This is a genomic window from Paenibacillus sp. CB74 (assembly GCF_055687625.1).
Genome location: NZ_CM146009.1, coordinates 2,233,219 through 2,246,848, shown reverse-complemented (window position 1 = coordinate 2,246,848; position 13,630 = coordinate 2,233,219). Strand labels below are relative to the sequence as shown.

Annotated in this window: 8 protein-coding genes; 6 read left to right on the top strand and 2 right to left on the bottom strand. The window is 44.8% G+C overall.

The window, feature by feature from the left end:
* Nucleotides 1–279: 279 nt before the first annotated feature.
* Complete coding sequence (locus tag ACX9NY_RS09975) at nucleotides 280–4,017, top strand: alpha-L-arabinofuranosidase C-terminal domain-containing protein (protein WP_472478427.1); 3,738 nt, start codon at nucleotides 280–282, stop codon at nucleotides 4,015–4,017.
* Between the two features lie 134 nt (nucleotides 4,018–4,151).
* Here the strand turns inward: ACX9NY_RS09975 and ACX9NY_RS09970 are convergent, their stop codons facing one another.
* Both ACX9NY_RS09970 and ACX9NY_RS09965 read right to left on the bottom strand, forming a co-directional pair.
* Nucleotides 4,152–5,549: a TrkH family potassium uptake protein gene (locus tag ACX9NY_RS09970; RefSeq protein WP_472478425.1), complete on the bottom strand. Its 1,398-nt coding sequence runs from the start codon at nucleotides 5,547–5,549 to the stop codon at nucleotides 4,152–4,154.
* A complete protein-coding gene (locus ACX9NY_RS09965) occupies nucleotides 5,533–6,198 on the bottom strand; it encodes a potassium channel family protein (RefSeq protein WP_237175555.1) in 666 nt (221 codons plus the stop codon). Before ACX9NY_RS09965 ends, ACX9NY_RS09970 begins: the two co-directional genes overlap by 17 nt.
* 310 nt (nucleotides 6,199–6,508) lie before the next feature.
* Between ACX9NY_RS09965 and ACX9NY_RS09960 the strand changes: the two genes are divergently transcribed.
* From ACX9NY_RS09960 to ACX9NY_RS09940, 5 genes are all read left to right on the top strand, one after another.
* Nucleotides 6,509–7,414 (top strand): ABC transporter permease, encoded by a 906-nt coding sequence (locus tag ACX9NY_RS09960; RefSeq protein WP_339242339.1) that lies wholly within the window; start codon nucleotides 6,509–6,511, stop codon nucleotides 7,412–7,414.
* Between the two features lie 15 nt (nucleotides 7,415–7,429).
* Nucleotides 7,430–8,320, top strand: a complete 891-nt coding sequence (locus ACX9NY_RS09955) for a carbohydrate ABC transporter permease (protein WP_339242341.1) — start codon at nucleotides 7,430–7,432, stop codon at nucleotides 8,318–8,320.
* A gap of 96 nt (nucleotides 8,321–8,416) precedes the next feature.
* The gene (locus ACX9NY_RS09950) at nucleotides 8,417–10,165 is read left to right on the top strand and encodes a sensor histidine kinase (protein WP_472478422.1); all 1,749 of its coding nucleotides are present in this window, start codon (nucleotides 8,417–8,419) and stop codon (nucleotides 10,163–10,165) included.
* Between the two features lie 4 nt (nucleotides 10,166–10,169).
* On the top strand, nucleotides 10,170–11,849 hold the full coding sequence (locus tag ACX9NY_RS09945; RefSeq protein ID WP_472478420.1) for a response regulator: 1,680 nt from the start codon (nucleotides 10,170–10,172) through the stop codon (nucleotides 11,847–11,849).
* A gap of 119 nt (nucleotides 11,850–11,968) precedes the next feature.
* Nucleotides 11,969–13,612, top strand: coding sequence for an extracellular solute-binding protein (locus tag ACX9NY_RS09940; protein WP_472478418.1), 1,644 nt, complete (start codon nucleotides 11,969–11,971; stop codon nucleotides 13,610–13,612).
* The last annotated feature ends 18 nt before the right edge of the window (nucleotides 13,613–13,630 follow it).

The window sequence follows — 13,630 nt, the reverse complement described above, 5'->3', positions numbered from 1 at the left end:
ATATATTATCAATTGGTTTATATGTTTGTAAACCATAAATATGATGGATTTATAGCAAAATGAATAAAAATAAGAGCAGAGAGATGGACCGACCAAGCTTCTTACATAGAAATAAACATAAATAAAACAGGAGTCATTTTTAAATTTAGGATTGAAATGGGACTCTGTAATGCGATAGTATTACGTTTAGATTATGTCTTTATATATTTATCAATCATTTTATAATTATGCGAATCAAAAGAGGGGAAGACAATTCTACACTACATAGGAGGTTAGCACATGACTTCGTATCAAAACCAATTAATCGCACGGTACACATTCGAAGATGCTGTTCAGATCGGTAAAGACAACTCCGGGAACGGGCATGATAGTTTGGCAAAAGGCGAGATTCTGCCAGTGGGATCCAAAGTGAAAGGCAGATCGGCTGTAACTTTTAGCGGGGGAGTGAATGGTACTTCTTATCTGCAGTTATCTTCGGATCTACTTCGGAATGTAAGCGATAACACAGGAATTACAATTGCCACTTGGGTGTTCCTGGGCAAGGGGGCTAATGTGTGGGAACGCATTTTTGACTTTGGCAAAGGAGAGAAGGGACCGTATATGTTTTTGACGCGTCAGCTTCTGGGTACGTTATATGCCGGAGATAATCTGGTTGTTCACCCAAGTGGGGGAGTTGCAAGCGGTGAATGGATGCATATTGCACTCTCCGTGGCAGGCAGCCAAGGAGGGACGCTCAGCAGTGCAGGTCCGATTGTGTATGTGAACGGGGAGAAAGCCGCAGACGGTTCGATCAGTCAGACATCCAGTGGCAATTATGCCAAACTGCGCAATTGGTTTGATACGTTCAAGGACCCTGAGAATTATAACCAGAACTATATTGGACGCTCCCAATACGCAGCTGATGTGGATTTTGCAGGTTCGTTGTCCGACTTTCGGATCTATGGGGCAGCGCTCACCATGGATCAGGTGATTGAAGTGATGTGTGAATCACTGACAGATGAAGCGATTGTGAAGCTAGCGGCAGACAAGTATTTGTCCTTCCCTAACCGAATTATCACCAAAGATGTGTCACTACCCACACATTTACTGGGTGATAAAGTGACGGTACAGTGGAGTTCCAGTAATCCGGAAGTCCTGTCTGAGAATGGAGAGGTTCAGGCAATTACATCCGCACAAGAGGTTACGCTCCGTGCGCTTCTGAACAAAGGTGATAGCAAGCTGAGCCAAAGCTTTGACGTGTCTGTTGTGCCGGCGCACGTCCCGCCGTATACGATCACCATCCATGGAGATCAGAAGGTGGCTGACATCAGTGAAGTGATGTATGGTTTGTTCTATGAGGATATTAATAACGCCGCTGATGGCGGGATCTATGCGGAGCTTGTTCAGAATCGATCATTTGAATCTTTTGCATTTGATACATATTCACATGATTCGGGGGAATGTGGTTGTTCGACAGGTCGAAATCGTGAACCTTTGTTTGCCTGGTCAGGGGATACCGAGAAGATGCTCGTGCAGCATACGGAGGGATTGAATACACATTTTAACGTGCAAGATCCCGAAGTAAATGCTTATTATGTCACCGTTCAGGATGGGGCAACGATTCGAAATCGTGGATTCTCAGACTCCAACCAGCATTGTGCCATGTCCATCAAGCAGGGTGAGGCGTATGATTTTACCGTATGGGCAAAAGCAGAGTCGGCAGGAACAATCACTGTTCAATTGCAGGATAGAGAAGACACTTCCATCAGTGATTCGGTAACGTTACATGTTGAAGGCGGGAACACATGGAAGAAATACGGCTTGTCACTTACCGGAAAACATACTGTATTTGGTCAACTGGCACTTACGTTTGCAGGTGACATATCTGTTGATATGGTGTCTTTAGTGCCTCAGAATGTATGGGGAGCTGATCCGACAGAAGAAGGAATATCCGCTACAGCACATGCCAACTACACAGGTAATCCGAACTATCGATTGAGAAAAGATCTAATTCAGGCACTCGCAGATCTGCATCCAAAGTTCCTGCGTTTTCCGGGAGGATGTATCTCGGAAGGGTCCTTCATATGGGACAACGTATACGATTGGAAGGATTCTGTAGGACCCGTTGAGCTGCGCAAAGAGAATTATAATGTCTGGGGTTACATGATGACGATGGGGCTTGGTTATATGGAGTACTTCCAGTTGGCGGAGGATCTGAATGCTGCTCCGGTTCCGGTGATGGCTTGCGGTGTGTTATGTCAGGCACGTTCGGATTATGCTCACCCTGCGGGTGGCGCATTAAGGGAATATTATATCCGCAACTTCACCGACCTGATCGACTTTGCACTCAGTACAGATGTTGAACACAACGAATGGGCGGCGGTACGAAGCCAGATGGGACATCCTGAACCGTTCGATCTTCGTTATCTGGGTGTAGGTAATGAGAACTGGGGCACTGAATTTTTTGCCAATTTCGAAGTGTTCAAAAGCTCGATAGATGAGTACATGAAACGGAACTATCCGGATCATGAGCTGCACATTATCTCGACGGTTGGTGCTCAGGCGGATGATGATGCGTATCAGGAAGGATGGAAGTTCCTCAGCGGAAATCTGACCGGATCAACCCAAGTTGCTTTTGCAGATGGTACAGAGGTCATTGAGGAGACCGTAACCTGGTATGAGAATCAGGACAATTATATGGACACCATCGCAGATGAGCACTACTATCGATCCAATGAATATTTGCTGAATAACGTGGATCGTTACAACTACTATGACCGGGCCTATCATGAAGACGGAAGTGTCGACTGGAAAGAAACATCCAAAGTGTTTGTGGGAGAGTATGCTTCCACGGACAAAAATACACTGGCAGGTGCGGTTGCGGAAGCTGCGATCATGACCGGCTTTGAAAATAATGCGGACGTTGTTCGTCTGGCTGCCTATGCGCCATTGTTCAACAAAGTACTAACGGACGGGACCTACCGCTGGACGCCGGACTGCATTTGGTTTGATGATGAAACGGTGTGGTACACACCGAATTATTATGTGCAGCAGCTTTTTGCAAAATATATAGGGGATCAGGTCCTTGCGACTTCGTTCTCCACATATAGCAAAGGCAAACCGCTGAATCTCATTCCACGTGGCGGCATCGAGATTGCGACAGGGAATGCAGACATCGTGGTGAAACGAGTCACCGTCACGTCCAATGTGGATGGCAGCTTGATGTTTGAAGAAGATTTCAGGGAACGTACAGAGCTTAGTGAGGCATGGAGCCAGATTCCCGGATCGGAAGGATACACGTTAACCGCAGGAAAAGGGCTCATCTTGAGCGCACAAACTACTGGATTAAATGGACTGTACCTGCTGAATGGCGAATGGACCAACTACAAGGTGCACGTTGAGGCGGAGAGAATTTCGGGTGAGGATGGTTTTTACATCGGCGTGGGATTGACGGATATCTCACCTGAGAACAAGGATGTCATTGAGTACGCAATCAGTTACGACGGGAACGCAACAGGCGTGAAGGTGTACAAACAAGGGGTCGAGGGTTATACACTGGGAGATTACTCATCCAGTTCAGCAGCAGGTAATCTGAGAGCGGCCAATTATGAACCAATCGAGAATGGGACCGATTATAGGATTACGGTTAACTATGGTGGGGATACAGGAAAGAATCTGATCTGCTCGTATACAGATGGTCTCCATCCCAGCAAAGTTCTGGATTACAAGCTGGAAGCCTATAACCGGGAAGTATTCCACTCCGTTACGAAGGACGCACGGCATGTGTATGTGAAGCTGGTGAATGCAGATGATGTGGATAAATCAACCCGGATTTGCCTTCAGGATCTGAATGTGAAAGCTTCAGCCAGACTGCTCACGCTTACCGGAGAAGATCATTTGGTGCATATTCCAAATGTGAATCAGAAGAATGATGAGAAAGTGGTTCCCCAAGAACAGGAGATAAAATTGAATGGTGAATCAGTGATTGTTGATTTGTCAGCTCATTCGGTAAATGTTCTTATTATGGATCTTCAGTAAGCAAATATATAAATAAAGGCCCCTTTATGCAGACATCAGTTGTCTCCGATAAGGGGGCCTTTTGCTATTGAACTTGTTTTGACATAAAAATCAATTAATTTACGAATAGGATTAACATGTCATAGTCCGGTATGTTAACCAATAAGGACATGGTCCTCTGCATAACCGATTTTGGATGTGCGTTTCTTCTGAGCCAGTGCAAAAGCCAGAGTTAATGGTCCCAATCGTCCTGCAAACATCGTAATAGAGACTATAATTTTACCGGCAACACTCAACTCACTCGTCAGACCCATCGAGAGTCCTGTGGTGCTAAATGCTGAAGTGGCTTCAAACAGAACATCCAGAAAATGATTTTCTAGAATGCCTTCGGATATGGATAGCAGAATGGAAATCCCAAGCACAAAGGCGAGAGAACTTAAGACAACAGCGAGTGCACGCATTACTGTTTCTTCTGCAATTTTACGCTCAAAAGCATGAATCTGTCCGCCGCCCCGAAATGTTTGTATGGTCGCAAGAATAAGGACCACAAAAGTATTGATTTTAATTCCTCCACCTGTTCCGCCGGAAGAAGCCCCAATGAACATTAGGATAATAATGAAAAATTGGGATGTGGCCAACATACTTCCAATGTCAATGGTATTGAATCCAGAGCTTCGAGGAGCAGTACCCTGAAACAGAGAAGCCCATATACGTTCACTGTAAGATAAATCAGCAAACGTAGAAGGGTTCCAACTCTCGAGTAAAAAAATAGTCAGAAATCCAAACAAGTACAGAGAAAAACTACCGATTAACACAATTTTTGAATGAAGGGAGAGCTTTCTCCATGAACGTTTGCGGAATACATCCACAACCACAATGTAACCCAAGCCGCCAATGATAAAGAGCGTAATGACTGTGAGATTAACAATCGGGTCACCAACAAATGGGGTAAGGCTATCACTCCAAAGAGAGAAACCCGCATTATTGAAGGCAGAGATGGAATGGAATATGGCGTAATAGAAAGCTTGTCCCCATCCCAAATCACTCTGCCAGCGCAATGTAAGAACCACCGTAGCCAGAGCTTCAAAAGCAAAGGCTATAAGTACAATATACATGGATAATTTAACCAGACCTTGAGCAGAGGAGGTGTTGGTGGCTTGTTGAATAAGAAGCCTCTGTTTCAAACCAATCCGTTTCCCCAGAATAATGGCAACCATTACACCTAGTGTCATAAAACCCAGTCCACCAACCTGAATCAAAATCATGATGATGACCTGTCCGAATGTTGAAAAGACACTCCCTGTATTCAGTACGATAAGCCCGTTTACACAGATTGCAGAAGTAGCTGTAAACAGAGCATCAATTAACCCGATTGATTTTCCGTTACTGGAAGATACCGGTAGTGCTAACAATATGGCTCCGATCCAGATAAGGGTGAAGAAGATGATCATGATCAGTTGAGGAGGGCTCATATTATTTTTTAGCTTGTTCACAATGGATTCAATCTTATCTAGCGGCGAGTTTCCATGTGTGCTTTTATTTCTTTGGTTCATAGTCACTCTCCAGATTCCGAATGTCATCGTTACTGCCTATTAACAGGAGCATATCTCCCGCACGGACTATGTCTTCTGCCATGGGTGAGATATTCAGGTTATTCCCCGTTTTGATGGCGATAACGGTACATCCATATTCTGCCCGAATGTTGAGTTCCAGAAGTGTCTTCTGATTCATACTTAAGGGTGCTTTGATTTCAACCAGATTATAATCTGAAGACAATTCAATGGAATCAATAATGTTGTCTGAGCTAAGCTGATTCCCCAGCCTTGTGGCCATGTCACGTTCAGGATAGACGATCTGATCCGCACCAATCTTGCTAAGCACACTGCCATGGTTATCATTTTTTGCTTTGGCTGTTACTTTGGGTACATTAAGTTCTTTCAATAACAGAGTGGTCAGTATGCTTGCTTGCAGATCTTCGCCAATCGCGACAATGGCGTGTGAAAAATTGCTTGCTCCAAGCTCCATAAGGACTGATTTGTCAGTGCAATCTGCTTGTACCGCATGGGTTGCCACCGTTGAAATCTCCTGAACAAGAGTTTCGCTTTTGTCTACAGCGAGCACTTCATGCCCATTTTTAATGAGTGTGTGTGTCAAGCTTGAACCGAATCGTCCAAGACCAAGTACCATAAATTGTTTTTTCATAATATCCCTCATTGTAATCAAAATAAATAACAGTTTACTCTACACCCTAATGGTAAATATTACATTACGTACACTGGAATGTAAGGTTTCATATCGTAGTTGCAAATTCCTTCCACCATGTCTATGTATAAGCATATCTCAAAAGAGTTCATTCTAATGGCTTAACAATAGAATTGCAACTGATTCGTTTCTTTTTTGGTATGCTATTGAACTGTGGAAAGCAGTCAACAAAAGATACCTAAAGTAAATAGCCCACACTGTTGCGGTGAAAGGGCTGCTCCTATAATAAACGTTGAAGGAGGAGTCAGCTATGCGTTCCAACTACAAACAATTCATCCGAAACGTTCCGCTTCATCTTATGATTCTACCCGGACTGCTGATTATTATTGTATTCGGTTACATTCCGATGGCGGGGCTCTCTATTGCCTTTCAGGATTTCTCTCCCATTGCCGGATTCAAAAACATGAACTGGGTGGGGTGGGATAATTTCAGGTATCTGTTCGATCTGCCCGGTTTCTCGCAAGTTGTATGGAATACGGTGTTTATATCAACGATGAAAATTGTGTCCGGCTTGGTTATTCCGGTACTTGTAGCCTTATTACTCAACGAGGTTCGCAAGACAGGTTTCAAAAGAACGATTCAGACTGTAATTTATATGCCTCACTTTTTCTCTTGGGTTATTCTGGCGGGAATCATCGTGGATGTGTTATCTCCCAGCACAGGGATCGTTAATATGTTGCTAAAAGCCCTCGGAATTGACCCAATTCAATTCCTGGCCAGTAACGAGTGGTTTCCATACATACTCGTCATCACAGACCAATGGAAAGAATTCGGATTTGGTACGATTATCTATCTTGCTGCCCTCACGAATATTGATAAGTCACTCTACGAGGCCTCTGTTATGGATGGAGCGGGAAGATGGAAACAGACATGGCATATCACACTGCCCGGCATTCGCCCAATCGTAATTTTGATGGTAACACTTAGTCTGGGGAATGTACTCAACGGCGGTTTTGATCAAGTGTTCAACCTCTATAATCCATTAGTATACGAATCAGGAGATATTCTCGATACGATGATCTATCGGATCGGATTGCAGGATGCACAGTATTCTGTATCCACAGCGTTGGGGCTGATCAAATCTGTCGTTTCGTTCATTTTTATCGGACTTGGTTATTTCTTGGCCTATCGGTTCGCGAATTATCGGATATTCTAGAAAGGAGGCAGAGTCATGCACCACGCTTCAAGAGCCTATCGGTGGTTCCTAGGGTTTAACTACGTCATCCTGACGATTCTTGCCTTGTTATGCCTGTTCCCGATTGTGAATATATTAGCGATTTCATTTAGTTCAAGTGATGCGGTCAAAGCGGGGAGCGTCACATTCTGGCCTGTGGATTTTACATTGTCCTCCTATCAATACATTCTGGAAAATCAGCAATTCCTGAACTCATTCGGCACGAGCCTGCTACGTGTCATTCTGGGGGTTACGACCAATCTGATCTTCACAATTCTGGTAGCTTATCCGCTCTCCAAAGAGGCTGCCAAATTCCGTTCAAGAACAGTCTATGCCTGGATATTCGTATTCACCATGTTATTCAGTGGAGGATTGATCCCGGGTTACCTGGTGGTTAAGGAAGCGGGCTTGTTGGATTCCATCTGGGCTCTAATTTTGCCGGGTGCTGTTCCGATCTTTAATGTACTTCTAATGCTTAATTTCTTCCGGGGATTGCCGAAGGAACTTGAAGAGGCCTCCTGGATGGATGGGGCAGGACATTTCCGCACGCTATGCAGCATCTATCTTCCTATTTCACTTCCCAGTATTGCGACCATCACGCTGTTCGCCATGGTGGGACACTGGAACGCCTGGTTCGATGGCATGATCTACATGAAAAGTCCGGAAGGTTATCCGCTTGCTACATATCTTCAGTCCATGTTACAGCAGGTGACGATGATTCAGAGCGAGATGATGACGCTGGAGGATGCGACACTCTTAAGTCAGGTATCGGATAGAACTACCCAAGCTTCCCAGATCTTTTTGTCCGTTATTCCGATTCTACTTGTGTATCCGTTCCTGCAGCGATATTTCGTTCATGGGCTTGTCGTCGGAAGTGTAAAGGGATAAGATCGGTAGGAGGAAAACCAATCGATTGAGGAGCCGATTTCTGGCTCCTTTTTTTGCTATTGAGGTGAGAAGAAAGAGGAGAGGAGAGATGGAACATTGAGATTCATTTGGGGGAGATGGAGAGAGTCATCCATTGTCGTCAAACTGATGATTGCTTTTATACTGGTCATTCTGCCCCTGTACGGGATAAGCATTATGATTACACAACTCAGCTCCAAACAAATGCAGACAGAGGTGGAGAAGGCCCATGAGTCCATATTGTACTTCTACCATAATCATCTGCAATTCGAATTGGAGCGGATGAGTGCGCTGGTTACCGAATTTTCATTTGATGAACCCATGTCCACGCTAAGTACAAGAGCTGCGATTATGAGTAGCTATGAAATCACGTCCAGCCTGAACAACATTCACAATAAGTTGGGTCAGATCATGGTGACGAGTCCTTATATTAGTGATGTTGTGTATTACGTTCCCGCTCTGCATAAACGAGTCAGTGCGGCGGACGGGATTCGGGATGTAGAGGATACCGAGTGGAAGAATCTGCTCGCGACAATGGGGAATCTGAATGGCGAATTATCGCATTCCAATAACGTTCTCTATTTCCTGAAAAGTAATCCGTATAACATGAACCATGAGGAGCCACCCAATTTCATATTAGGAATACGCTTGTCTGCTGAAGAACTGAAACATCGTTTGCAGCAACTGTCGGAAACGGGTGAAAGTGAGATTACACTGAGTTTTGGTGAACACCATAATGTAGTCATCTCTTCTTCAGAGCAGGCAGCACCTGTAAAACCGATTCGAACAGTTCCGCCTGAACCGTCTGAGTCCATGCAAGTTACAAAGTTCCAATCTGATTCATATCTCTATTATTCTTTACACGATAAAGATCATTCGTTCACGCTGACAGCCACTATTCCGCAGGATGTGCTGAGCGCACCACTGGAACAATACAACGTATGGTTATGGATGGTGACCTTCATGTCGGTTGTAATTATTATTGTCTTCTCTTTTTCGATCTATAGATCGATTCACCAACCTTTATCGTTGCTCATCCGAGGATTTAGAATGGCTGAACAGGGCCAGACAAGTGTATATATTCCTTCATCCAGAAGGGATGAATTCGGCTATTTGTACTCCCGATTCAACCATATGATAGAACGCTTACATATTTTGATCGATGAGAATTATGTTGCGCGCATTCGAACAAGTGAGGCGGAACTCAAACATCTGCAATCCCAGATTCAACCTCACTTTCTATACAACAGTCTGTTCAGCATCAAGCAAATGGCTGAGGTGGAGAATGTGGAGCTCATTCAGGAATTCACCGACTACCTGGGTCAATATTTCAGGTATATGTCTCGGGATTCTCATACGGAGGTATCGTTGGGGGCTGAGATTGACCATGCGCTGGTCTATGCATCGATTCAAAAAATCCGGTTTGGTTCGAGGATTCAATTGGAATTAGAGGATCTGGACGCAAGATACAGAGTCATTTCCGTTCCCAGAGTCATGATTCAGCCGATCGTAGAGAATGTGTTTGAGCATGCACTAGCCAAACGCAGCGAAGGAGGTATCCTACAGTTCTCGTACCAAAAGGGCCTGGACAATCTGTCCATTCGCATTGAGGATGATGGGGATCAGTTAAGTGATGAAACATTGAATTATCTGCAATCTGCATTTGAGGAAACAGAGCGGAAACATGGAAACGAAGAGATAACCGGGCTCATCAATGTGAATCAGCGATTAAGAATCAAATTCGGGGCTGGTTATGGTCTTACAGCGCAGCGAAGTGAGCTCGGTGGGTTGTGCATTATAGTGAAGATTCCATGGGAGGGGGAGTAACGTCATGCAGAGAATGCTCATAGTAGATGATGAACCCGTTATTCTGGACGGACTGTATGCGTTTTTTCAAAAAGCAAATCTTCAGGACATGGAGATAATCAAGGCATACTCGGCCTATGAAGCTATCGATTGGCTGAACTTGGTAAAGGTTGATATTGTACTCAGTGATATCTGTATGCCTGGCATGGACGGCATGGAATTAATTGAACAGATTATGGATCGATGGCCACGATGCAAAGTCCTCTTGCTGACAGGTCATAACGAATTTGATTATGCACACCAAGCTATTCGGAATCCTTGCGTTGTTGATTACCTGTTAAAGACAGAGGGCATGAATCACATTCGGGCTGCGGTAGAACGGGCATTAACACAAATCTCCGAAGAGAATGATTTTCGCTACCAAGCTGCATGGTTTCGGAGTAAATTGCCACGAGCGCTGCCCCAGTTACAGCGTCAATTGCTGCTGGATGTGCTTAAGCGAACGGAAAGCCATGATATCATTTCACTTCAGGAAGAACTTGATGCTGTACAGCTACCTTTCGAATCCGATCAACTCGTTATTCCAGTAATCATCCGGGTAGAAGAATGGAACAACTATCAGTCCCAGGCCGATCGCAGCTTAATCCGCTATGCCGTTGCCAATGTTGCAGAGGAACTGCTGCAGGACAAGGCCAAGGTGAAGGCAATTGATCTGGACACTCAGGTCATCGCTTGCTTTATTCAATCGCAGGGGGTGCATCCGCCACACGTATCTAATACTGAAGGGGGGCGAGGAAGTCAGCTGGATAACTGGCAACAAACTCTTCGTTTTGTCTATGGCACACTGGAGTCTGTGCAGCAATCCTGTGCGGACTGTTTGAACCTGTCCGTATCCATCATGGTTAGTGAGCAGGCGGTAGAATGGAACAGGGTTAATCAGGCTATTGCGCAGTTGCGTCTATCGATTCATGAGAGTCCGGGGCTGGGGATGGAGAAGCTGTTGCGTGTCAAAATCCAGGATAAATTGCCTTACACTCCTAGCATGATGAATCAACAGGGTGTCGTAGTTCTGCATCTGGAGCACATCAAACAGCGAATAACAGCAGGTGACCGGGAGTGGATGGAGTCCTTCCATAAATGGACCGAGGCTGCGAAGAAAGGACTTCAAGATCCGTTCTTTCGAATGAAAACCTATACTGGCGCAGCCAATGTGTTCATTGAAGTCCTGCACGAATTAGGGCTGTATGAATCGGCAATGGAAGAGATAGCGCTGTCCCGAATGCTGCATTTTGACATCCATACCGCATGGTCCGAACTGGTTATCTTTTATCAATCTGCATACGAATGGATGATCTCCAAACGAAGCAATGCTCGTCTGAATGACCAATCACAGATTCTGATCACGATCCATCATTATATCAAGCACCATCTGGAGGACGACCTCTCACTCACACGGATCGCACAGGAAGTCTCTCTTAACCCTTCTTATCTGTCACGTTGGTACAAACGGATTACAGGCAAAGGCATATCCGACTACATCCATGACCTTAGAGTGGAGCGAAGCAAAGAGTTGCTTCTGGGTTCGACCTGTAAGATGCATGAAATATCTGCGAGGGTTGGGTTTAGCGATCAGCATTATTTTTATCGTTTCTTCAAAAAAGCGACAGGCTGCACCCCTCAAGAGTATCGGGATCAGAAAAGTTAGAGGATTTCTCAAAGGGTAAATCAAAGATACTAGATGTAAACGGGGTACACTCGAAGTGATAGCGCTTCCTTTGTAATATAAAATTATACCTCACGGGAGGAGAAAAAAGGGGGATTCGCATGAATATATCATTCAAGAAGTTCTCATTATTAACATTAACCATAGTACTAGCCACCACACTTGCAGCCTGTTCGTCCGGTGCGGGAAGTGCCGAGAATGAAGCTGAGCCAAACACACAGCAGGATGCGGGAGGACCACTTACGAAATACGACCCACCCATTAAATTAACTTCTACCATGAATGAAACGGGGAAAGAATCGCTAGCCGAAGGAGATACACACGCCAATAACATCTGGACCAGAGGGTATAAGGATGAACTCGGTATTGATGTATCGTACGAATGGATTGTTCCGGATGCCAATTATAACGATAAGATGAATGTTACGCTCGCGAGTGGTGATCTGCCGGATGTACTGAAAGTGAGCGCTGTGCAATTCGAACAACTGCATGAAGCGGGAATGCTGGAGGATCTGACCGAAGTATATGACAAGTATGCATCCGAACTGGTGAAGGAGTTCATGTCTGCTGAAGATGGAGCAGGTTTGAAGCCGGTAACCAAGGATGGAAAAATATACGCCATGGTTAGCTTCCCAGGTTCGTTGGATTCCTCGGATATGATCTGGATTCGTCAGGATTGGCTGAAAAAGGTTGGGCTTGAGGCACCTAAAACCATGCAGGATGTCATCCAGATTGCGGAAGCCTTTACCTTCGAAGATCCAGACGGAAATGGCAAAGATGATACGTACGGCATTGCCTTAAACAAGGATTTACCTATCAACGCGTTCTTGCTCGGCTATCATGGTTATCTCGAAACCTGGATTAAGGATGCTTCAGGTCAAGTCGTGAATGGAACGATCCAACCGGAAGTGAAAGAAGGATTGCGTGAGCTCCAGACTCTGTATCAGAAGGGTGTTCTTGATCCCGAATTTGGCGTTAAAGATTTTGCTAAAATGATGGAGGATGTGAATGCTGGCAAGTCAGGCATGTTCTTCCTGCCACAATGGGCACCTTTCCAGGTTAGCAGTATGATTAAGAAAGACAAGAACATCGACTGGATGCCTTACCCGGTTCAATCGATTGATGATCAGCCAGCAAAAACACAGAACCATCTTAGTCTGGGCGGCATATTTGCTGTTCGCAAAGGTTACGAGCATCCGGAAGCGTTAATTAAATTGCTCAATTTCCAGGCTGAAAAAATGTTTGGTGAGTCTGCGAAGGAAGAACGGGCTGCTTACTTAAATGGACTGACAGGTCTTGGTTTTCATAATGCGACGGTTTCTAACCTGCCAGCCAACAAAAATGTGAAGGCGCAGGACGAAGTGGAGCAGGCGCTTCAAACAGGAGATACGTCCGGATTGGAACTCGAAGCGAAGCTGTTCTATGATGATATTATGGATTATCGGAATGGTAATCTCGACAAGTGGCATATGGAGCGGATATTTGGCCCAGAGAGTTCGCAAGGTGTGATTAAATATTATCGGGATAATGACCTGATTGTCATGAATGAATTCATCTATGCACCAACGAGAACAATGAATACCAAGCAAGCTACGCTGGATAAATTGAGAGCCGAGACGTTCCTGAAAATCATCTATGGTAACCTGTCGATTGACGAGTTCGATAACTTTGTTGCCAATTGGAAGAAACTCGGCGGTGATGAGATTACACAGGAAGTGAATGAAACAATCGCTGCTAATCAATAAAGGATTAATGGATATAAT